This window comes from Streptococcus sp. 5346, from assembly GCF_013277455.1.
GTDB lineage: Bacteria > Bacillota > Bacilli > Lactobacillales > Streptococcaceae > Streptococcus.
Genome location: NZ_VMMY01000013.1, coordinates 62,838 through 83,791 on the forward strand (window position 1 = coordinate 62,838; position 20,954 = coordinate 83,791).

21 protein-coding genes, 3 pseudogenes and 1 riboswitch are annotated in these 20,954 nt (G+C 39.9%); of the genes and pseudogenes, 9 read left to right on the plus strand and 15 right to left on the minus strand.

Annotated features, from left to right (window positions below; translation table 11 throughout):
• Window positions 1–50: 50 nt before the first annotated feature.
• Together HT732_RS08090 and HT732_RS08095 are read right to left on the minus strand one after the other, a co-directional pair.
• Window positions 51–686, minus strand: coding sequence for a DUF421 domain-containing protein (locus HT732_RS08090; protein ID WP_173254560.1), 636 nt, complete (start codon window positions 684–686; stop codon window positions 51–53).
• Entirely contained in the window at window positions 683–1,138 is a 456-nt protein-coding gene (locus tag HT732_RS08095; protein WP_054365775.1) for a DUF3290 family protein, read from the minus strand. The genes HT732_RS08090 and HT732_RS08095 overlap by 4 nt, the downstream gene beginning before the upstream one ends.
• Before the next feature lie 134 nt (window positions 1,139–1,272).
• On the opposite strand from HT732_RS08095, the gene HT732_RS08100 reads away from it, so the two are divergent.
• From HT732_RS08100 to HT732_RS08115, 4 genes are all read left to right on the plus strand, one after another.
• Complete coding sequence (locus HT732_RS08100; protein WP_173254561.1) at window positions 1,273–2,100, plus strand: exodeoxyribonuclease III; 828 nt, start codon at window positions 1,273–1,275, stop codon at window positions 2,098–2,100.
• Between the two features lie 11 nt (window positions 2,101–2,111).
• On the plus strand, window positions 2,112–2,498 hold the full coding sequence (locus HT732_RS08105) for a VOC family protein (RefSeq protein ID WP_173254562.1): 387 nt from the start codon (window positions 2,112–2,114) through the stop codon (window positions 2,496–2,498).
• Window positions 2,499–2,731: 233 nt separating this feature from the next.
• Window positions 2,732–2,827: riboswitch (purine riboswitch) on the plus strand.
• A gap of 123 nt (window positions 2,828–2,950) precedes the next feature.
• The gene (locus HT732_RS08110) at window positions 2,951–3,532 is read left to right on the plus strand and encodes a xanthine phosphoribosyltransferase (RefSeq protein ID WP_173254563.1); all 582 of its coding nucleotides are present in this window, start codon (window positions 2,951–2,953) and stop codon (window positions 3,530–3,532) included.
• Window positions 3,532–4,794, plus strand: a complete 1,263-nt coding sequence (locus HT732_RS08115) for a nucleobase:cation symporter-2 family protein (RefSeq protein WP_173254564.1) — start codon at window positions 3,532–3,534, stop codon at window positions 4,792–4,794. The genes HT732_RS08110 and HT732_RS08115 overlap by 1 nt, the downstream gene beginning before the upstream one ends.
• A 46-nt stretch (window positions 4,795–4,840) precedes the next feature.
• Here the strand turns inward: HT732_RS08115 and HT732_RS08120 are convergent, their stop codons facing one another.
• The 7 genes from HT732_RS08120 to HT732_RS08150 all read right to left on the minus strand — a co-directional run bounded on the left by HT732_RS08120 (window position 4,841) and on the right by HT732_RS08150 (window position 11,282).
• Window positions 4,841–5,746 (minus strand): type II restriction endonuclease, encoded by a 906-nt coding sequence (locus HT732_RS08120; protein WP_125841142.1) that lies wholly within the window; start codon window positions 5,744–5,746, stop codon window positions 4,841–4,843.
• 14 nt (window positions 5,747–5,760) lie between these two features.
• A complete protein-coding gene (locus HT732_RS08125; RefSeq protein WP_049488228.1) occupies window positions 5,761–6,333 on the minus strand; it encodes a PD-(D/E)XK nuclease superfamily protein in 573 nt (190 codons plus the stop codon).
• Window positions 6,326–7,093 carry a site-specific DNA-methyltransferase gene (locus HT732_RS08130; RefSeq protein WP_173254565.1) on the minus strand — a complete coding sequence of 256 codons (768 nt, stop codon included), beginning with the start codon at window positions 7,091–7,093 and terminating at the stop codon, window positions 6,326–6,328. The genes HT732_RS08125 and HT732_RS08130 overlap by 8 nt, the downstream gene beginning before the upstream one ends.
• A 25-nt stretch (window positions 7,094–7,118) precedes the next feature.
• Complete coding sequence (locus HT732_RS08135; protein WP_173254566.1) at window positions 7,119–7,973, minus strand: DNA adenine methylase; 855 nt, start codon at window positions 7,971–7,973, stop codon at window positions 7,119–7,121.
• A gap of 156 nt (window positions 7,974–8,129) precedes the next feature.
• Window positions 8,130–8,534: a PaaI family thioesterase gene (locus tag HT732_RS08140; protein WP_173254567.1), complete on the minus strand. Its 405-nt coding sequence runs from the start codon at window positions 8,532–8,534 to the stop codon at window positions 8,130–8,132.
• Window positions 8,535–8,603: 69 nt separating this feature from the next.
• Window positions 8,604–10,085, minus strand: a complete 1,482-nt coding sequence (locus HT732_RS08145; RefSeq protein WP_173254575.1) for a UDP-glucose--hexose-1-phosphate uridylyltransferase — start codon at window positions 10,083–10,085, stop codon at window positions 8,604–8,606.
• Between the two features lie 18 nt (window positions 10,086–10,103).
• Window positions 10,104–11,282, minus strand: a complete 1,179-nt coding sequence (locus tag HT732_RS08150) for a galactokinase (RefSeq protein ID WP_173254568.1) — start codon at window positions 11,280–11,282, stop codon at window positions 10,104–10,106.
• 163 nt (window positions 11,283–11,445) lie between these two features.
• On the opposite strand from HT732_RS08150, the gene galR reads away from it, so the two are divergent.
• Window positions 11,446–12,450, plus strand: a complete 1,005-nt coding sequence (gene galR, locus HT732_RS08155; RefSeq protein WP_173254569.1) for a DNA-binding transcriptional regulator GalR — start codon at window positions 11,446–11,448, stop codon at window positions 12,448–12,450.
• Window positions 12,451–12,511: 61 nt separating this feature from the next.
• Here the strand turns inward: galR and HT732_RS08160 are convergent, their stop codons facing one another.
• The gene (locus tag HT732_RS08160; RefSeq protein WP_173254570.1) at window positions 12,512–13,369 is read right to left on the minus strand and encodes a cation diffusion facilitator family transporter; all 858 of its coding nucleotides are present in this window, start codon (window positions 13,367–13,369) and stop codon (window positions 12,512–12,514) included.
• Window positions 13,370–13,501: 132 nt separating this feature from the next.
• Here HT732_RS08160 and HT732_RS08165 point away from each other — a divergent pair, with 132 nt between their 5' ends.
• Complete coding sequence (locus tag HT732_RS08165; protein ID WP_004235331.1) at window positions 13,502–14,038, plus strand: TetR/AcrR family transcriptional regulator; 537 nt, start codon at window positions 13,502–13,504, stop codon at window positions 14,036–14,038.
• 137 nt (window positions 14,039–14,175) lie between these two features.
• Here the strand turns inward: HT732_RS08165 and HT732_RS08170 are convergent, their stop codons facing one another.
• The 5 genes and pseudogenes from HT732_RS08170 to HT732_RS08185 all read right to left on the minus strand — a co-directional run bounded on the left by HT732_RS08170 (window position 14,176) and on the right by HT732_RS08185 (window position 18,439).
• The gene (locus HT732_RS08170) at window positions 14,176–15,696 is read right to left on the minus strand and encodes an ABC transporter permease/substrate-binding protein (protein ID WP_173254571.1); all 1,521 of its coding nucleotides are present in this window, start codon (window positions 15,694–15,696) and stop codon (window positions 14,176–14,178) included.
• Complete coding sequence (locus HT732_RS08175) at window positions 15,689–16,417, minus strand: ABC transporter ATP-binding protein (protein WP_173254572.1); 729 nt, start codon at window positions 16,415–16,417, stop codon at window positions 15,689–15,691. The genes HT732_RS08170 and HT732_RS08175 overlap by 8 nt, the downstream gene beginning before the upstream one ends.
• Before the next feature lie 71 nt (window positions 16,418–16,488).
• Window positions 16,489–16,623 (minus strand): annotated as a pseudogene (locus tag HT732_RS10165) (polyketide cyclase); the annotation flags it as partial.
• A gap of 34 nt (window positions 16,624–16,657) precedes the next feature.
• A complete protein-coding gene (locus tag HT732_RS08180) occupies window positions 16,658–17,101 on the minus strand; it encodes a MarR family transcriptional regulator (RefSeq protein ID WP_173254573.1) in 444 nt (147 codons plus the stop codon).
• A 144-nt stretch (window positions 17,102–17,245) separates the two neighbouring features.
• Window positions 17,246–18,439 carry an O-antigen ligase gene (locus HT732_RS08185; RefSeq protein WP_004242420.1) on the minus strand — a complete coding sequence of 398 codons (1,194 nt, stop codon included), beginning with the start codon at window positions 18,437–18,439 and terminating at the stop codon, window positions 17,246–17,248.
• 282 nt (window positions 18,440–18,721) lie between these two features.
• On the opposite strand from HT732_RS08185, the gene birA reads away from it, so the two are divergent.
• The 3 genes and pseudogenes from birA to HT732_RS08195 all read left to right on the plus strand — a co-directional run.
• Window positions 18,722–19,657, plus strand: coding sequence for a bifunctional biotin--[acetyl-CoA-carboxylase] ligase/biotin operon repressor BirA (gene birA / locus HT732_RS08190; RefSeq protein ID WP_173254574.1), 936 nt, complete (start codon window positions 18,722–18,724; stop codon window positions 19,655–19,657).
• Between the two features lie 252 nt (window positions 19,658–19,909).
• Window positions 19,910–20,223, plus strand: a pseudogene (locus HT732_RS10170) (helix-turn-helix domain-containing protein); the annotation flags it as partial.
• 42 nt (window positions 20,224–20,265) lie between these two features.
• Window positions 20,266–20,850, plus strand: a pseudogene (locus tag HT732_RS08195) (transposase); the annotation flags it as partial.
• Window positions 20,851–20,954 lie beyond the last annotated feature (104 nt).

Below are 20,954 nucleotides of genomic sequence, written 5' to 3' on the forward strand. Positions count from 1 at the left end.
TCCCTTTCTGATTGCAAATTGAAACCTGAGGCCAAGACCCCAGGTTTTTCTTATTCATAGGTTACGACTGAGACGACACCCTTGTCATACTCAGCGATAAAGATATTGGCTACATTGTCATGCCCTTGTTTGCTGAGGTTATCAAGCAACCACTCTTCGCTACGACCAATCGATTCCAAAACATCTACTTGGATCACACCGTCAGTCACAACTGGATACTTAGGATTTTCATCTCCCATTTGGACCACGATGAGTTGGCCATTTTGCTCCTGCACAGCTCGTTTAACTTGCTTCATCTGGAAAATCCCTTGGCTACGAAGTTTGAGAGCAACTTCTGCCGCAGACAAGCCAACTGAACGACAGGCTTCTGGGTCAATCTGCCCATTTTTGATGAGGAGAGTTGGTTTCCCATCAATCAAGCGTTTGACAAAGCGAACATTATTATTGAGCCACTTGAGGGTCAAAACCAAAATTGTCCACATCATCAAAATCACTGCGTACTGGAGAATGCTAATCGAACTATTGTAAATCACCCCACCGAGAATACCACCGAGAACATAGTTCTGAATTTGGTCTGTCGCAGAGTTAGGCGCCAGATTTCCCTTTCCTGTCACATTGATAACAAAAACAAGCGAGAAAAGACCCAAGGCCAGTTTGATTAAAATTTCCATATAGTTGAGTGTCATTTGTTTACCTCCACCAATTCAATAGCGTCTGTTTGATTGAATTCTAATTTTTCTAAAAGATACTTGTCTGGTTCGCTCCCGTTCAAAGCGCGGTAGAAATTTGAACCTACCTTGATTAGCGCTCCATCAGTGGCTGCAGAAGTATTGACATAAACTTCTGATTTATCCACTCCCAAGTCTTTGGAAACAACCTCTATGAAATGAAGGGAAGTTTGAAATTGATTGTTAGAGGCTTGATTGGTCTGGTATTTTGAAATTGTCACCAAAAGCATGGCCACTAAGGTCAAGGCCAAAATCATGACCAATTCCCGAAACTTAGTCCCCTTTTTATCTCGATAGGCTTTAAAAGCAAAAAATCCTGTGATAGCTAGGAGAACAATCCCAAAGCCAATCATGATTCCATTTTGCTGACTGATTTGGCTAAGCACATAGTCATATGAGTAAAATTTCATTTATTTTCACTCCCTTTCATAAAATCATTCTTCATTATAAACGAAAGAGGGTGATTTTTCAAACCATACGTTGGGGAAATAGACCTTTTTTTGGTATAATAAAATCTATAAATCTGAATGAAAAAGGTAACTTTATGAAACTTATCTCATGGAATATTGATTCCCTCAATGCTGCCCTAACGAGTGACTCAGCTCGTGCTAAATTGTCCCAAGAAGTCCTACAAACCCTTGTGGCAGAAAATGCTGATATCATTGCTATCCAAGAAACCAAGCTTTCTGCCAAAGGGCCTACAAAGAAACACTTAGAAATTTTAGAAGAACTCTTCCCAGGCTACGAAAACACGTGGCGCTCTTCCCAAGAGCCTGCCCGTAAAGGCTATGCTGGAACCATGTTCCTTTATAAGAAAGAACTCACACCAACTATTTCCTTCCCAGAAATCGGTGCCCCTTCTACCATGGACTTGGAAGGCCGTATCATCACTCTAGAATTTGATGAATTTTTCGTGACCCAAGTTTACACACCAAATGCTGGCGATGGACTCAAACGCTTGGAAGAACGCCAAATCTGGGATGTCAAATATGCTGAGTACTTGGCTGAACTAGACAAAGAAAAACCAGTCCTTGCGACCGGTGACTATAACGTAGCCCACAATGAAATCGACCTTGCAAATCCTGCCAGCAACCGTCGTTCACCAGGATTTACCGACGAGGAACGTGCTGGATTTACCAACCTCTTGGCAACTGGATTTACCGACACCTTCCGCCATATTCATGGCGATGTTCCAGAACGCTACACTTGGTGGGCACAGCGCAGCAAGACTTCTAAAATCAACAATACAGGCTGGAGAATCGACTACTGGCTCACAAGTAACCGCATCGCTGACAAAGTGACCAAGTCTGACATGATTGACTCAGGAGCTCGCCAAGACCATACACCCATTGTCTTGGAAATTGAACTCTAAGGAGAAAACGAATGGACTATCAAGCTGTCATTCCTGAATTTGTAGTATCTGACATCGAAAAATCACGCCACTTCTACTGCGGTCTGCTAGGATTCTCTGTCGAATACGAGCGTCCAGAGGAGAAATTTCTCTTCCTCTCGCTTGAAGACTGCCAACTTATGCTAGAAGAAGCCAGCACAGAAGAATTAGCTCAGCTGACCTATCCTTTCGGGCGCGGTGTCAATGTTTCCTTTGGTATTGCAGATGTTCCTCAGCTCCACCAAAAACTGCTGGAAGCTGACTATCCTATCCATCGTCCCCTGACAAAAAGAGAATTTCGAGTAGGAGATAGCTTTATATATCCCCATGAATTTGCGATTTTGGATCCAGATGGCTATTTTTTAAGATTTAGCGAGTAGAATAATAAAGATTGGGAAAACGTCTTTAAAGTTAGAGAAAGGCATATTGGCAGATCTTGAAAAATCTTGATAATATGCCTTTTATGATGGAAAAACCTTCTAAAGGTTAGCTAATAAGTTAACTTTTGCCCATTTTTATTATATTCGTTCGCTTTTTAAACCAAAACACTAACAAAACAGTTGATTTCTAAAGTTATTTAGTGTAAAATAAAAACATTGGCACAAGCCTATTTAAAATTGAATATCATTTTACTTGTTTATGTTGTGAATTGGCACGACGTTTCTACAAGGTGCCGGAACACCTAACAATAAGTAAGTCAGAAGTAAGGTATGGTTCTTTTTGCCATGCCTATTTTGGGGACTTACTTAGAGATTAAGTAGGTCCTTTTTCTATTTCTTGCCAGAAACTATAAACAAGCAAATGGATTGGCTTTTAGACTTTAGGAGGTCTTATGAAATTATTAGAAGAGCGCATCCTCAAGGATGGTCATATCTTGGGTGACAACATCCTCAAGGTGGATTCCTTTTTAACCCACCAAGTTGACTTTAGCTTAATGCGAGAGATTGGTAAGGTTTTTGCGGAAAAATTCGCTGCTGCTAGCATTACCAAGGTCGTAACCATTGAAGCGTCAGGCATTGCCCCAGCTCTTTTTACAGCTGAAGCCTTAAACGTTCCCATGATTTTCGCTAAAAAAGCTAAAAACATCACTATGAACGAAGGAATCTTAACTGCCGAAGTTTACTCCTTTACCAAGCAGGTGACCAGCACCGTTTCTATCGCTGGAAAATTCCTCTCACCAGAAGATAAGGTCTTGATTATCGACGATTTCCTTGCTAATGGCCAAGCTGCCAAAGGCTTGATTCAAATCATCGAACAAGCTGGTGCCACAGTCGAAGCTGTCGGTATTGTGATTGAAAAATCCTTCCAAGATGGCCGTGATTTGCTTGAAAAAGCAGGCTACCCTGTTCTATCACTCGCTCGTTTGGATCGTTTTGAAAATGGTCAAGTCGTATTTAAGGAGGCAGATCTCTAATGCAAACTCAAGAAAAACACTCGCAAGCAGCCGTTCTTGGCTTGCAGCACTTACTAGCCATGTACTCAGGATCCATCCTGGTTCCCATCATGATTGCGACTGCCCTTGGCTATTCAGCTGAGCAGTTGACCTACCTGATTTCCACAGATATCTTCATGTGTGGGGTGGCAACTTTCCTCCAACTCCAACTCAACAAATACTTTGGAATTGGACTCCCAGTCGTGCTCGGAGTTGCCTTCCAGTCGGTCGCTCCCTTGATTATGATTGGGCAAAGCCATGGTAGTGGCGCTATGTTTGGTGCCCTCATCGCATCAGGGATTTACGTGGTTCTTGTTTCAGGCATCTTCTCAAAAGTGGCCAATCTCTTCCCATCTATCGTAACAGGATCTGTTATTACCACGATTGGTTTAACCTTGATTCCTGTCGCTATTGGAAATATGGGAAATAACGTTCCAGAACCAACTGGTCAAAGTCTCTTGCTTGCAGCTATCACTGTTCTGATTATCCTCTTGATTAACATCTTTACCAAAGGATTTATCAAGTCTATCTCTATTTTGATTGGTTTGGTTGTTGGAACTGCCATTGCTGCTAGCATGGGCTTAGTTGATTTCTCTCCTGTTGCAGCAGCACCACTTGTCCATGTCCCAACTCCACTCTACTTTGGGATGCCAACCTTTGAAATCTCATCTATTGTCATGATGTGTATCATCGCAACGGTGTCTATGGTTGAATCGACTGGTGTTTACCTAGCCTTGTCTGATATCACAAAAGACCCAATCGACAGCACGCGCCTGCGCAACGGTTACCGCGCAGAAGGCTTGGCCGTACTTCTCGGAGGAATCTTTAATACCTTCCCTTACACAGGATTTTCACAAAACGTTGGTTTGGTTAAATTGTCAGGTATCAAGACTCGTCTGCCAATCTACTACGCAGCTGGTTTCCTGATTCTCCTTGGACTTCTTCCTAAGTTTGGTGCCCTTGCCCAAATCATTCCAAGTCCTGTCCTCGGTGGTGCCATGCTGGTGATGTTTGGTTTTGTATCTATTCAAGGAATGCAAATCCTCGCCCGTGTTGACTTTGCTAACAATGAACATAACTTCCTTATCGCAGCTGTTTCAATCGCTGCAGGTGTCGGTCTAAATAACAGTAATCTCTTTGTCAGCATGCCGACAGCCTTCCAAATGTTCTTCTCAAACGGAATCGTCGTAGCCAGCCTACTCGCCATTGTCCTCAATGCCGTATTAAATCATAAAAAGAAATAAGAAAAAGAGGTGTGAACCTCTTTTTTGTGTAGCTAATGAGCAATCATTATAAAAATAAATCAGCTAAAAATCCTTCTCTTAACATCTCTAAATTAAATACATTCGTAATATGACTAAATGCTTCTGCTAATGGTAAGTGTGCTGTTTTCCATCCTTGACCATCAGTAACCCAAACAAATTCAACATCGTCATCTGAAGTAATAACAAATTGACTGAGTTCAGTAAACTCTCCAGCAACCGCTTTTAATTTACTTCCTCCGCCGCCATAATAATTTGTTTCAATCAACCAAACCTTATGTTTTTCTCGGGAATAAACTGCAACATCAAATCTTCTCTCAGACTTATCAACAGGTACTTTAATCCCCCACTTATCTTTAATATATTGAGCTGTAGCTTGAGCTTTCCATTCTAATCTTTGTTCCTGAGAAATTTTTGCTACATGTCTCTCTAAAATCCCCTCCATGGTTGTTCCACTTCGATTTTTTCGTGCATTGCTATCTAATCCAGTCTCCACTCCATAAACATAATCAACTAATGAACGATTAGCATGTTGTTGTAAAAAATTTAATAAACCGGATTGCTCAATAAATTTCATGTAATCATCTATTCTACTAGTGTCTATCGTTTTGAAATCCAATTGTTCAAAAGACATATTATCGTTTTCATCTATTGTTAAAACATCTAAAACTTTATCACGACTTGCAATTAGGCTAGGAATAGCTTTTAACAAATTAGGTTGTCTAGTGAATAAACGTAGAGCTTCTGAATAAATATCATCTTTACCAATTAAGTAGTTCAAAGTATTCAACTCTAGTTCATACTTCTTTGTCTCACGGTCAACTTTCTTCCAATTCACATAGTACTCTGGAGTTCTGTTAGTAATTGAGAGAGTATTTAAAAAATTTTGTAATCTATCTTCTGATGATGAAGAAATGTAAGTATTAAAATCCATAATTCACCTTGTAATTAAAATAAACCAAAAAATGTCATGTCGTATTCATCAAGCATTATTTTGATGCCATCCCCTCGTAACATTTCAAAAGTATCACGATATTTATCTTGACCAAAAAAACTTTTATTTCCAACAAATATGAATTGCACAGAAAATGGTTCACCCTCTTGCACACTATCTAACAAACGTTGATAAATACGTCTTTTATTGCCAAAGCCCAGTAGTTTTTCATCAACACTTCCTTCGCTTTCCTGCCATTTTTTCTCAACTATATAAACTGTATGATTTTCAAAATTTATAAATACTTCATCTGGTTTCCATTGTTTAGAATTGGTATTCTTAATCCCTAATTCTTTCAAAAAATCATAAAATCTATATTGAGGCATAATTTTACCAATGATTTCTTCTTCCCCAACTCTAAAAACTTCAAAGCCTTTTGTTGCTTTTCTATCTTTGAAATCTATTTCTTTAACTTCATATCCTGGAAGGGAATCTACTAATTCCGAAAAATCAGTATCTCTTTCAAATTTCAAACCATTAGTCGTCGTTTTGGCTCCTCCTCCATGTTTATTTGGTTTTCTAGCCATAGTTTTCCTCCTCTAATCTTCTTCTAGCTATCTTCAAATATTCTTTTTCAGCATCGATACCTATAAATCTTCTACCTAATCGCTTCGCAACAACACCCGTAGTGCCACTACCAGCAAATGGATCTAGAATATAGTCACCCTCTTTAGTAGAGGCCAAAATTATACGTTCCAATAAATATTCTGGTTTTTGTGTTGGATGCTTGCCAGCCCATTTCTCAGCTTTTTTCGTCAAAGCACCTGTCCAAACATCTTTCATTTGCTTACCATCATTTAGCTCTTTCATCAAATCGTAATTGTAATAATGACGAGCTTTTTTATCATTTTTTCTTGCCCATAAAATAGTCTCAGTAGAATGAGTGAAATAACGACAGGATAAATTAGGTGCAGGGTTTGTTTTCTGCCAAGTAATGTTATTTAGAATTTTAAAACCTTCTTGCTCTAATGCCATTCCAACTGAGTAAATATTATGTAAACTCCCCGAAATCCAAATAGTCCCATTAGGCTTCAAAACTTCTTTTGCTAAACGAATCCATTTACGATTGAATTCGTGCTTTTCCTCAAAGGAAGAAATCTTATCCCAGTCACCTTTATCTACAGATACAACCTGTCCCCCAGAATTTGATATACCACCGTTACTCAAAAAATATGGAGGATCAGCAAAGATCATGTCCATGCTTTCTGGTTTCATTTTCGATAATAACTTAAACGTATCTGCATGAACAAGAATCATTTTATCTTTATTATAGTATGGTTTTGTCATTAAAACACCTCCATACTTATATTCGTTATTTTTCATAATTTGTGACTATAATTTCAGAAATTTTTCCTCGACTCGAAGATTTTGCTCCATTAGTTCGGTTAGCTTCAACATAATGGATATTAAAATCTCGATACAACTCCTCTACCAAAAAACTAGAGGAGTTTGACAACATAACATAAGCCCCTGCATCACTCAATTTTTTAAAGGTATCTCTTAATCTTACTTGATCATCATATGAAAACCCCTCATGAGTGTAGGAAGTAAAGGCACTTGTCTCTGACAATGGAATATACGGGGGATCAAAATATACAAAATCCCCTGGTTGAACATCCAAAACAGCCTTTTCAAAATCTCCTTTTTTAATTTCTATTTGATTATTATTCAGATAAGTTGAAATAGCAGATACCAAATTCTCATCAACAATTTTAGGATTTTTATAACGACCATAAGGTACATTAAACTGATTCTTAGAATTCACACGATATAAACCATTAAAGTCTACTCTCAACATATAGAGAATACGTGCTGCCCTTTGTACTTCAGACATCATATCTATTCTTTCATCACGATCAGCAGAACGTAAATCTAAATAATATTCTTTTGAATTATATTCCTGATGAACTTTCAAAATTTCAATCAATTCTTGAGGATTGTCCTTAATTTGTTGATAGCAATTTATTAGTTCAGCGTTAAAATCATTAATAACTGCATCTTTAGGAGCTAAATCAAAAAATAAAGCTCCACCTCCAACAAAAGGTTCGAAATACCTGTTATAGGTTTTAGGCATTAATTCTCTAATAACAGGCAATAATTGTCTTTTACCACCTGTCCATTTCGTGAACGGTTGTAAAGTAATTTCCTTTATTTCTTTTATCTTCATGCTTTTAATTATACCATAGAAATTAAAACACAACTCTTGTATTTTCTACCACATTACTAAATTTTCTATTTTAGAATTAAATCATATCAATATCAAAAAATGAGTAAGGCAAATTTTATAAATTCCAAAATTCACCTCACTCTATTAAATTACTCTTTATATCCTTACCTGTCTGTCTTCTGACCTTTGGCCTGTAACAAACATGGTAAAGGTTGCTTTACAGACATTTCTGCCTTCTTGATTGGTGATATCTACATCCACCACACAAGTTGTGCGACCTTGATGGACACATTCTCCTTCAATGGTCAACACGTCGTCGAGTTTTCCTGCTTTGAGGTAGTTGATAGAGGACTGGAGTGTCACCCCATCAAGCCCCAGCGAGATAACCACCAAACCACTGATCTGGTCACAAAGGGTAAAGAGATAGCCACCATGGGCATTGCCATAGTAGTTGAGCGACGAGTCCACTACTTTGGTCGTCACCACAACGTGACCATCTCTCATTTGTTCAATTTCGTAATTTTCAAAGGCAGATATAGCGTCAAAATGAAAATCTTTCATCGTTTCCTCCTGATAGTTCAAACGACACTATGATACTACTTTTTATAGGACTGTGCAAGGAGAAAGCACCTAGTCTGGCAAAATTCCGACCTGCTCCACAAAGCGCATAAAGGCTGTCTGCCCTTGTTCCGTCTGCTTGTAGACTCCTGCATCCTCAAGTACACGCGCAAAGATAGCACCAACAGAGTCCTTGACGATTTCAAGGGCTTTTTCTTTATCTGTTGGGTCTGGATGGTGGGCTCTGAGTTGGTCTGCCCATTCCTGATGATAGTCGGCAACTGCATCAGCTTCTCCTACAAGATAGCTAGCGACTTGCTCCACTTCTTCTTTCAGACGTGGTGGCAAGATTGCCAAGCCCATGACCTCAATCAAGCCGATATTTTCCTTCTTGATATGTTGGACATCCTTGTGGGGATGATAGATGCCATCAGGATGTTCTGCAGAAGTCTGATTGTCCCGCAAGACCAAGTCCAACTCAAACTGGCCATCACGTTTGCGCGCTATAGGTGTGATGGTGTGATGCGGTGTTCCATCTGTTTCTGCTAAAATCTGCACTGTAGGGTCTGAATACTGGCGCCATTCCTGCAAAATCTTATCAGCCAAGTTGATCAAATCCTCTTTGGAATCCGAAGTCAAACGTAACACTGACATAGGCCACTTGACAATCCCAGTCTTGACCTGCTCAAAACCAGCAAAAGAGAAAGTTTTTTGCAAGGGAGCCAATTCCATAGGAAATATGTGACGGCCTCCCTGATAGTGGTCATGAGTTAGAATAGAGCCCCCCACAATTGGTAAGTCCGCATTTGAACCCGCAAAATAGCCCGGAAACTGCTCTACGATAGCCAGCAGACGCTCAAAGCTCTGACGACTAATGGCCATGGGACGATGCTGGCCATCTAAAAAAATACAGTGCTCATTAAAGTAAGCATAGGGCGAATACTGGAAGCCCCACTCCTGACCCGCCATTTCAAAGCGGATAATTCGGTGATTGCTACGGGCTGGGTGGTTGACCCGACCATGGTAGCCTTCATTCTCTAGACAAAGCTGACACTGAGGATAATTACTAGCTTGCACCAACTTAGCTGCCGCAATCTCCTTTGGATCCTTTTCAGGCTTAGAGAGATTGATGGTAATTTCAAGTTCTCCGTAGTCAGATGGAACACGATAAGCGATATTTTTAGCAATAGCCTTGAGCTTGATGTAGTCATTCTTCTGACTGAGTTGATAAAAATCCTCTATCGCCTGCTCAGGAGAGTGGGCATAGGTTGCCCAAAAGTCACGATTGACCTGACTCGGACAAGGAGTCACCAAATCCATCAGTTCAGCACCAAGGATTTCACGCGCAGTCTGACTATCCTCAATCGTCTCTAATCGAACCGCCTCCTCGACAAGCTGGTCCTTGAGGTCAATCAATTTATCCAGATTGGTCTCAACTTCCAAAACACCATCTCCCACTCGTGCCAAGATACGATTTGTCAGGTAGGTTCGATCCATTTCCTCAAATGAACTTTCAGAAATGACATGTGTTACAAATTTATCTACTAAGGTCACCATAAAGACTCCTTTTGACTAGTCAAGAACGCGAGTGCCACCTGCAACTTCAGCGATATAGAAGCTTGGAGCGTAGCCAACTACTTCCTCGTAGTGCTTGCCTACAGCTTCCTTAAAGGCCTCAACAGCTTCTTTTTGCACCAAAGCAATGGCACAGCCGCCAAAACCAGCCCCTGTCATGCGAGCACCGAGAACTCCTTCTTGTGCCCAAGCTGTATGAACAAGAGTATCCAATTCCAAACCCGTTACTTCATAGTCATGCTCTAGGGAAACGTGTGACGCATTCATCAAACGACCAAATGTTTCCAAATCTCCTGCTTGAAGGGCTGCTTGAGCTTTGAGGGTACGTTGGTTTTCAAGCACAGCATGGCGAGCACGTTTCAAACGATTTTCATCTTTAATCAGATAGCTATATTGGTCAAAGGCCCACTCATTCAATTCACCCAAGGTTTGAATGTCCAAAGCAACTTGCAATTCTTCTACTGCTTTTTCACACTCAGCACGGCGTTCATTATATTTAGAATCCGCCAATTCACGACGTTTATTGGTGTTCATAATAACAACGACATTGTCCTTCAAATCAAGTGGCACCAAATCGTATTCTAAAGTATTAGTATCTAGGTAAATTGCACGTTGGTCCGCTCCCATACCGATAGCAAACTGGTCCATGATACCAGAGTTGACTCCGATAAAGTTGTTTTCTGTTTGTTTTCCGATTTTGACCAAATCGAGACGCTCTAATTTTAAATCAAAGAGATGCTCTGCCACGACTCCTGTCAAGAGTTCCAAGGATGCTGAAGAAGACAAACCAGCACCATTTGGGATATTCCCATAAACATAAAAATCAAAACCTTTGTCAATCACATGTCCAGCTTCTTGCAAGAAATGAAGAACTCCTTTTGGATAGTTGGTCCAGTTGTGCTCTTTTTCAAACTTGAGATCAGTGAGAGGCACTTCGATGATACCCTTTTCCTCAAAGTTAGCTGAGTAGAAACGCAAGACTTGGTCGTCACGCTTGCGAGCTGCACCGTAAGTTCCCAAGGAAATAGCAGCAGGAAAAACGTGCCCACCGTTGTAGTCTGTGTGTTCACCAATCAAGTTGATACGACCTGGTGAAAAGAAAGTTTGGTCTGCTTCTTGACCAAAAACAGCAAGAAAGTCTTTGCGAAGAGCTTCAGCAGTAAGATCTTGTGTCATATGAATTCTCCTTTGACTGTCCGTTAAGTCACCTTAACGTGTAATCGTTTTCTTCTATTGTATCCAAGGGATTTTCCAAGGTCAATCCTTTTTACTAAATTTTTACTAAAATATCGGTAAAAGGCAAAAGAATATGATATACTAATCTAATCAAGGAGGATTTATGGCTACCTTAAAAGACATTGCACAGCTAGCCTCTGTCTCTATCGCGACCGTATCCCGCGTCCTCAATCGCGACCAGAGCCTATCTGTTACAGAAGAAACCAGACACCGTATTTTAACCGTTGCTGAAGAGTTGGGCTACACTAAGCACCTCAAGACAGGCGAGTCCCACAAGCCCAAGCAAAAGATTGCCATTATCCAATGGGTCAGCGAACAAGGGGAGTTAGACGATCTCTACTACTACCAGATTCGCCTAGGAATAGAAAAAAGAGCCCAAGAACTGGACTATGATATTTTACGCTATTTTAATGACCATCCTTTTACACTGAGCGAGGAAGTCATCGGGATTCTCTGCATCGGAAAGTTTAGTCGAGCTCAGATCTCTGCCTTTGAAGAATACCAAAAGCCTCTTGTCTTTCTAGATAGCGATACCCTCTCGCTGGGACACACCTGCATTATCACAGACTTTTACACTGCCATGAAACAGGTTATCGATTATTTTCTCAGCCAAGGGATGGACCGCATCGGGATTCTAACAGGCCTTGAAGAAACAACTGACCAAGAAGAAATCATTCAGGACAAGCGACTGGAAAATTTTAGAAACTACAGTCAAACAAAAGGAATCTATCATGATGAACTGGTCTTTCAAGGAAGCTTTACCGCCCAGTCTGGCTATGACTTGATGAAAGAGGCCATTCAGAGCTTGGGAGACCAACTGCCACCAGCCTTTTTCGCAGCCAGCGATAGTTTAGCTATCGGTGCCCTCCGTGCCCTCCAAGAAGCTGGAATCACCCTGCCAGACCGCGTCAGTCTTATTTCCTTTAACGACACCAGCCTGACAAAGCAAGTCTATCCTCCCCTCTCCAGCATCACCGTCTATACCGAAGAAATGGGCCGAGCAGGTATGGATATTCTTAATAAGGAAGTACTCCACGGTCGGAAAATACCTAGCCTGACCATGCTGGGAACCAGACTGACATTGAGAGAGAGTACAAAGAATGATTAGGATTACAAAACGACCTCTAGCAAGGCTGTTTCTCTAATAATCTCTATGATTCCGCTCCAACTCACACCTTTCGCTTATGTGCTTGGTGACTTTCTAGGTCTGCATCAACTTCAATGGTAATATTTTGAAAGCCACAATCTTTGAGGAAAATTCGAATAGATTCTTTACAAGTTTCCATATGCTCCATCTCTTTTAAACAAACATGGACAATGGCATTTTTTTCCAAACCATCCATAGTCCAGAGATTAAGCTGATTGATACTAGCGACATGGTCCAATTCTGCTAAATCCGTCTTGATCTTCTGGATATCTACTCCTTCTGGCACTGCATCGAGGAATATCTTGAGCGTTCTCCAAAAACGTGGAAGGGCTTTTGACAGAATAAAGAAGGAAATAGCAAGAGACAAGAGCGGATCCAAGATATACCAATCGGTAAATCGAAGAATAATCGCCATTAGAATGACGGCCAACCAACCAAGAGTGTCTTCCAAAAAATGCAGGCTAAGAATTGACTCGTTCTTTGTTTTCCCCTTACGAACTACCAGACTTGCTAGCACATTAATGGCTACTGCAATGATTCCCAGCCAGAGGATGCCTTCCTCATTGACGGGTTGCGGGTGAACAATCTTTGTGACATTTTCCAAGATCACTAGGACAGACCCTATCATAAGAATCACAGCCGTTAGCATGGCTCCTAAAAGACTAAAACGTTTGTAACCCAAGGTGTACTGTCTATCTTCTTCACGGTTTGAAATTGTTTCTAAAAGGGCTGAGATGCCAATGGCTATAGCATCTCCCAAGTCATGAACGGAATCAGCAAGAACTGCACTCGAACCAAAGATTCCTCCTGCGATAAACTCAACAATCGCATAGCTTAAATTTAAGAAAAAAGCTAACCAGATAGATGTTTTAGAACTCATTTCTCTCCCTCCTTTGGCATAATGGGTATATACATACTTCTTTCATTTGTATTATCTAATAAAATTCAAAGAAAGGATAGAAGCAAACTGTCAGCCATGTTCAGTTCTGAACAGTTTGTCTCAAGTGTCTACATGCCAAAAAGAGACCGTCGAGTCAGCAAGACGAAAAAAGCCATCTATCAAGCTTTTTTACAACTTTTGAACGACAAAGGCTATGATGCCACTACTGTTCAGGATATCATTGACCTAGCAGATGTTGGGCGTTCTACTTTTTACTGTCACTATGAAAGCAAGGAACTCCTTTTAGATGAGCTCTGTCGCTACCTCTTTCATCATCTCTTTGAAAGGGAAGGACACTTTACTACCGAGGACTACCTCGCACATATCTTTTTACATTTTCAGAAAAACCAGGACCATGTTACCAGTCTGCTATTTTCCAAAAATGACTACTTCCTCCGTCAACTCCATAAAGAGCTAGAACACCATGTCTATCCCATGTTGGCTGATGAGTTAAAAGAAGCCCACACTAATCTGCCTACTTCTTACCTCCAACACTTGGTCGTGTCCAACTTTATCGAGACATTGACCTGGTGGCTCAAAAAAGGACAAGACTTTACATACCAGGAAGTTGTCCAGTTTTATCTAGACCTTCTCATTCCTAAAAATTGAATACAGAGTAGAGCTCAGTTGCCTTATTTCTAGGCTACTGAGTTTTCATCTTTTCAACAATCAAAAAAGCCCAGACAACATTGTCTGAGCAGTTTTCTATATGGTCGTTTAACAAAGTTGAGTTTGACATTTTCAAACTATTTCTTCAACAAACCTTGTTCTTGTAGAAACTCCTTGGCTACTTGTTCTGCTGACTTGCCTTCAACACCGACTTGGTAGTTGAGCTGGCTCATCTGGCTTTCAGTAATTTTACCAGCCAATTTATTGAGAACTGTTTCCAACTCTGGATGTTTCTTGAGAAGAGCTTCTTTCATGAGTGGAGCCCCTTGATAAGGTGGGAAGAGTTGTTTATCATCTTCCAATACCTGTAAATCATAACGCGCCAATTCCGCATCGGTCGAATAGGCGTCCGTGATTTGAATATCACCTGACTGAATAGCCTGATAGCGAAGGGCTGGTTCCATGGTAGCTACATTGAGATTGAGACCATACATTGATTGCAAGCCCTTATTTCCATCTTCACGGTCATTAAACTCGAGAGTAAATCCAGCCTTCAACTGCCCTTCCACTTTTTTCAAGTCCGAAATGGTCTTCAAGCCATATTCTTGAGCAATCTTTTTTGGAACAGCTACAGCATAGGTATTTTGATAAGACATGGGTTTGAGATAGGCTAGATGATCCTGTTTGGCAATACCTTCACGCGCCACCTGATAAACCTGCTCTGGCTCATGACTCACCTTAGGTGATGGTTGAAGCAAACTTTCAGTCACCGTACCAGTAAATTCAGGATAGATATCAATATCGCCTTTTTTCAAAGCTTCGTAGAGAAAGCTTGTTTTCCCAAAATTTGGTTTAACAGTCGCAGTCATGCTGGTATTTTCTTCAATCAGTAACTTATACATATTGGCCAAAATTTCTGGTTCTGGTCCCAATTTTCCAGCAATAACCAAGTTTTCTTTCTCATTTTGAGCCAAGAGGGCTGGACTATAAGACAGACCGAGCAATATTGTCACCAAGGCAAAACCAGAAAAAATCGTTCGCAATTTTGCCTTTTCCATCACTTTTAGCAGGAAGTTAAAGGCAATGGCAAGCACTGCAGAAGAAAGGGCCCCGATCAAAATCAGACTGGCATTATTACGGTCAATTCCCAAAAGGATAAAGGACCCCAGTCCTCCCGCCCCAATCAAGGCCGCCAAAGTTGCCGTACCGATAATTAAGACCGCTGCCGTCCGAATCCCAGACATCATAACAGGCATAGCAAGTGGAATTTCAAACTTCTTGAGACGCTCCCACCTAGTCATCCCAAAGGCAATCCCAGCCTCTTGCAGACTCGGATCAATTCCCTTGAGTCCAGTGATGGTATTTTGTAAAATCGGAAAGATCGCATAGATCACTAGAGCTGTCAAAGCTGGCAAGGTTCCAATTCCCATCAAGGGGATAAAGAGCCCCAACAAGGCAAGAGACGGGATGGTCTGGAAAATCCCTGCAATCTGCAAGACCCAGTCGGCCAATTTCTCATGATAGCGAAGATAAACAGCCAAGGGAATCGCTATAAAGATGGCCAGCAACAAGGTCAATAGTGACAACTGCAAATGTTGAGATAGAGCTGTCAACCAATCACTAAAACGATCCTGAAAAGTTGCAATTAAATTAGTCATGAACACTACCTCCAAACAAGTCTGCTACAAATTCTGTGGCAGGTGCTTTTAAAATTGTCTCAGGATTCGCTACCTGGCGAATCTCTCCATCCTGCAAGACAGCAATACGGTCCGCCAACTTCAAGGCCTCATCCGTATCATGGGTCACAAAAATCGTTGTCATCCCAAACTCTTTATGCAATTCTTTAGTCAGAACCTGCAACTGTTTTCTCGAAATAGCATCCAAGGCTGAAAAAGGCTCATCCATGAGGAGAATCTTAGGCTGACCAATCATAGCCCGTACAATTCCAACACGCTGTTGCTCCCCACCAGATAATTCACTAGGCAAACGATGTCCATACTCAGCTACTGGTAAACCAACCTTTGCCAAAAGCTCTTCTGTTTTCTGAGCAATTTCTTCCTTAGACCATCCTTTCATCTCAGGAATCAGGGCAATATTTTCCGCGACCGTTAGATTAGGAAATAGAGCAATAGCCTGTAAAACATAACCAGTAGAAAGACGAAGTTCACGCTCATCATAATCTTTGATGCGCTTGCCATCCATATAAATATTTCCATCAGTTGGCTCCAAGAGGCGGTTGACCATCTTAATCATGGTCGTCTTACCGGACCCAGATGGCCCAACTAAAACCATAAACTCTCCATTCTCAATCTGTAAATTGACATCTCTCAAGACATCTTTTTCTGTGTAACGTAAAGCTACATTTTTGTATTCAATCATTCTGTATCCTCAATTTAAAACTTTCCTCGGTTGGTCAACTCTTCTACCTTAGGCATGACTTCCTTATTATCCTAATGCTCCACAATTTTACCTTTTTCTAGTCGGAAGATATCGTACTGGGCATAGGCAAGGCCATCAATCTGAGTCTGACCATAGCTAACCACATAATTTCCTTGTCCTAAGAGTTGGAAAACAAAGTCAAAAGTGGCCTTTACTTATAAACAGCTAATTTGCTCCATTTTAAACCTCATTTTCCTCCTCTTTCAGATTAGCCAAAATTCTTTCTTGAAAGGCTTCAAACTGACGAATTTCTTCCTCTGAAAATCCTTTGTAAAAGATCGTATCCAATTTCTGACTGACACGATGCCCCACTTCTTTCTGAGACTGCCCCAACTCTGTTAAAACCAAATACTTTTTACGCTTATCTTCTCCACATGAACTAATAGTTACAAGATTTTGTTCCTCTAGCTTTTTAATCATAGTCGTCAGTGTATTGTTAGCAAGCCCAGTCGCAAGCGCAATATCTGTCGCAGTTGCGCAGCCAGTTTTACTATTCCATAAAACCGCTAAAATCTTGCCCTGTTCACTCCGATAAAGAGCTTCAGTATCTTGGCTCAGTAACTTTTGAAAAATTCGACCATTCAACAAACGAATATGATGGGCTACCAAATGACTATCTTTCATGACACCTCCAATTTATTTCGATATCGAAACGAATAAAGCAATTGTAACACTCATTATTCTAACTGTCAACTATTTCGATTTAGAAATAATTTTTCCCAGTAAAAAAATCTCCCACCCAAGGTAGAAGATTCTAATCTTATAAACTTAATCCGTCATGTCCGATACCAACGTTCGATGCTCCAATGGAACACTGCACATAACTAGCAAGAAAATGAAACCTGACTGAATCCAGAAGAGGGCCAAGTCAAAGATTCCGTGTACAGCAACCACTGTAAGGAAAGACAGATAAAGACCGATAATCGGGCGTTTCCCCGACTCCTGACTCATATCCATCATCAAGCGAACAGGAGCCACAGAAGACAAAACTAGTAAAATAGTCCCTACAATTCCGTAACTCAGAATCGTATCAATATAAAGACTGTGAGCATGTTCATGATAAGGAGCATTTATCCGAGGATACGAGTGCATGTAGGTCAATGGCCCTTCACCCCAAAAAGGATTTTGCTTAAACAAGGCCATCCCAGCATCCCAGATAGAAATGCGTTCTTCCATAGAAGAGTCTAAAGTCCCCATCCGAACTCCCAAATCACTAGAAAAGAGGAAGCTCAAGCCAATCGCAAAGACCCCAATACTTAGCCAAAAGGCCTTCCAGTTTTTAATGGTCGTAAAGAGATAGATAATGGCTCCAGCGATAATAGCAGGAAAGGCAGTTCGATTTTGCGTAAAGTTCAAACCAAAGAGATTCACAAAGCCTGCAAACACACAGAATACTTTCAACCAATTCAACTTGGTCGTTGTAAACAAATAGAAGGCAATCATGATACAGAAACAACAAATAATTCCATAATAATTAGGATTAAAGAAGGTCACCTCTGCACGATTCTGATGCCACACCTGCATATTGGGTGAAAGAAAAGCATAGTTAAATTTCTTCACAATTTGGAAATGTTCTAAACTCGCAAAAGCAGCTGACAAGACGCTACCAAACAAGACGAGCTGCAAAATCAATCGAAAGAATTTATGTGATAAAATCGACTGATAATGCAAAAAGAAAACAGTAAATAGAAAAATTCCTACTGAAGCTACGACTCCCATCCAATTTTGTGCAAAAACGGATATAACAGTACTATAGCCAAGAAAAAGAAGCAGCATCGGATGCTCCCCCATTTTCTGAAGAATACTTTTCATGTCTCCTGTAAAAATCAAACTAATAATATATAAACAGAATACAACTACAAAAAGATAAAAGGGCAAAAAGATACTCAGGATAATTCCCAATAAAATCAGCTCTTTACTAGACAACCCTTTCAGCTTTTCAATAAAGCCTATTGATTTCAAAATGAATCCTTTCTCTCCAAATCAGTTGATTCAGATAATAGTAAGCTACCCTATATTGTACCACTTTTTTAGCAATTTGAAAACAAAGGAAACGTTTACTAGGTAAAAAAGGGAGCAAAAATACTGATATTTCAAAACTCAAACTTAATGACTAGATTTACTATAAGAAAATCATACCGTAAAGACTAGGTATATGTTAAAATAGTAGTAATATAATAAGATTTTGACCAACTACCCAAACTATATTTAAATCATTTACAATTTCTAAAGAAAGGAAACACTATGAAATCATACCAAGCCGTCTACCAAATTCTAGCTAAAGAAACCGATTATATCAGCGGAGAAAAGATTGCAGAAGAACTATCACTGACTCGAACATCAATTTGGAAAGCCATCAAGCGTTTAGAACAAGAAGGCATTGAAATTGATAGTATCAAAAACAAAGGCTATAAACTGGTGAATGGAGACCTTATTCTTCCAGATATTCTAGAAGAAAATCTTCCAATTAAAGTCAGCTTTAAACCCGAAACAAAATCAACACAACTGGATGCAAAAGAAGCAATTGATTTAGGGAATGAAGCAAACACCCTCTATATAGCTTCCTATCAAACAGCAGGCCGAGGTCGATTTCAACGTTCTTTCTACTCACCACAAGGTGGCATTTATATGACACTCCATCTCAAACCAAATCTTCCTTACGACAAATTACCGTCCTACACACTACTTGTAGCAGGAGCTATCTACAAAGCAATTAAGAACCTAACTTTAATAGATGTCGACATAAAATGGGTCAATGATATCTACCTAAACAATCATAAAATTGGAGGAATCCTCACTGAAGCAATGACCTCTGTAGAAACAAGCCTCGTCACAGATATCATTATCGGAGTAGGAATCAACTTTACTATTAATGATTTCCCACAAGAATTAAAAGAAAAAGCTGCTAGCTTATTTAAAACTACAGCTCCAATAACAAGGAATGAATTAATCATAGAAATCTGGCGTGCTTTCTTCGAAACACCAATAGATGAGTTATTATACCTATATAAAAAACAGTCATTCGTTCTTGGAAAAGAAGTTACTTTCACACTAGATCAAAAAGACCACAAGGGACTTGCTAAAGACATCTCTGAAAGTGGTAAACTTTTAGTTCAATGTGATAACGGAAAAGAAATTTGGCTAAATAGCGGAGAAATTTCACTCAAGAGTTGGAAGTGAAATGTAACCGCCCAATAACGAAGTATATTGAAAAATCTCCAGACTAGAGAACTCACTGATAGTTCCTAATCTGGAGATTTCTTATTTGCACTTTTCTTGTACAACGTTATACTAGACTATAGTTAGTTGAGTTTGGAATAGTACGCTGTAGCTGCTAAAACATTTCTAGAAATTAATTTGACTTTCCTAATAGAGTTGTTCATATCTTATTTCAATCTACTATAAAATCAAAAAGCATTATACAATAGTGATATGAAATCAACTAAAGAAGAAATCCAAACCATCAAAACACTTTTAAAAGACTCTAGTACAGCTAAATATCATAAACGCCTTCAAATCGTTCTATTTCGTCTGATGGGCAAACCTTATAAAGAGATTATATAGCTTTTAGACTGTAATCAAACAACAATCTGGCGAAATGTAAAAAATATGAGGAGTTAGGACTCGACTCTCTCCTTCAAGAAACACGTAGTGGTCGTAACCATGCATATATGACGGTTGAGGAAGAGAAAGCCTTTCTTGTCCGCCATTTGAAGGCTGCAGAGGCAGGAGAATTTGTTACAATTTTCTAGGCTCAGGCTGAAACAGTCTCCCAGACTGTTTCACTCCCGAATACAAAAATTATACTTGATCGTTTCCATATTATCCAACATCTCAGCCGTGCTATAAGTTGTGTCCGTGTTCAAATCATGAATCAGTTCGATCGAAAATCCCATGAATACAAAGCCATCAAACGTTACTGGAAGCTCATTCAACAAGATAGTCGTAAACTCAGTGATAAGCGATTTTATCGCCCTACTTTTCGTATGCACTTAACCAATAAAGAGATTCTTGACAAGCTTTTGAGCTATTCAGAAGACTTGAAACACCACTATAATCTCTATCAGCTCTTGCTTTTTCACTTTCAGAATAAGGAACCAGAGAAATTTTTCGGACTTATTGAGGACAATCTTAAGCTGGTTCATCCTCTTTTTCAGACTGTTTTTAAAACCTTTATCAAGGACAAAGAGAAAATTGTCAACGCTCTTCAACTACCCTATTCTAACGCAAAATTGGAAGCCACTAATAATCTCATCAAGCTTATCAAGCGCAATGCCTTTGGTTTTCGGAACTTTGAAAACTTCAAAAAACGGATTTTTATCGCTCTGAACATCAAAAAAGAAAGGACGAAATTTGTCCTTTCTCGAGCTTAGCTTTTCTTCAACCCACTACAGTTGACAAAAATCCATCATTTAGTGGCTATTTAATTGCTAAAAGCTACCAAAGACGAGAGTATAGCAGCTGAGCTACACCGCCA

Coding starts and splice junctions, on each gene's coding strand:
- HT732_RS08090 (WP_173254560.1), bottom strand. CDS start 686: ATGACACTCAACTATATGGAAATTTTAATCAAACTGGCCTTGGGTCTT.
- HT732_RS08095 (WP_054365775.1), bottom strand. CDS start 1,138: ATGAAATTTTACTCATATGACTATGTGCTTAGCCAAATCAGTCAGCAA.
- HT732_RS08100 (WP_173254561.1), top strand. CDS start 1,273: ATGAAACTTATCTCATGGAATATTGATTCCCTCAATGCTGCCCTAACG.
- HT732_RS08105 (WP_173254562.1), top strand. CDS start 2,112: ATGGACTATCAAGCTGTCATTCCTGAATTTGTAGTATCTGACATCGAA.
- HT732_RS08110 (WP_173254563.1), top strand. CDS start 2,951: ATGAAATTATTAGAAGAGCGCATCCTCAAGGATGGTCATATCTTGGGT.
- HT732_RS08115 (WP_173254564.1), top strand. CDS start 3,532: ATGCAAACTCAAGAAAAACACTCGCAAGCAGCCGTTCTTGGCTTGCAG.
- HT732_RS08120 (WP_125841142.1), bottom strand. CDS start 5,746: ATGGATTTTAATACTTACATTTCTTCATCATCAGAAGATAGATTACAA.
- HT732_RS08125 (WP_049488228.1), bottom strand. CDS start 6,333: ATGGCTAGAAAACCAAATAAACATGGAGGAGGAGCCAAAACGACGACT.
- HT732_RS08130 (WP_173254565.1), bottom strand. CDS start 7,093: ATGACAAAACCATACTATAATAAAGATAAAATGATTCTTGTTCATGCA.
- HT732_RS08135 (WP_173254566.1), bottom strand. CDS start 7,973: ATGAAGATAAAAGAAATAAAGGAAATTACTTTACAACCGTTCACGAAA.
- HT732_RS08140 (WP_173254567.1), bottom strand. CDS start 8,534: ATGAAAGATTTTCATTTTGACGCTATATCTGCCTTTGAAAATTACGAA.
- HT732_RS08150 (WP_173254568.1), bottom strand. CDS start 11,282: ATGACACAAGATCTTACTGCTGAAGCTCTTCGCAAAGACTTTCTTGCT.
- galR (WP_173254569.1), top strand. CDS start 11,446: ATGGCTACCTTAAAAGACATTGCACAGCTAGCCTCTGTCTCTATCGCG.
- HT732_RS08160 (WP_173254570.1), bottom strand. CDS start 13,369: ATGAGTTCTAAAACATCTATCTGGTTAGCTTTTTTCTTAAATTTAAGC.
- HT732_RS08165 (WP_004235331.1), top strand. CDS start 13,502: ATGCCAAAAAGAGACCGTCGAGTCAGCAAGACGAAAAAAGCCATCTAT.
- HT732_RS08170 (WP_173254571.1), bottom strand. CDS start 15,696: ATGACTAATTTAATTGCAACTTTTCAGGATCGTTTTAGTGATTGGTTG.
- HT732_RS08175 (WP_173254572.1), bottom strand. CDS start 16,417: ATGATTGAATACAAAAATGTAGCTTTACGTTACACAGAAAAAGATGTC.
- HT732_RS08180 (WP_173254573.1), bottom strand. CDS start 17,101: ATGAAAGATAGTCATTTGGTAGCCCATCATATTCGTTTGTTGAATGGT.
- birA (WP_173254574.1), top strand. CDS start 18,722: ATGAAATCATACCAAGCCGTCTACCAAATTCTAGCTAAAGAAACCGAT.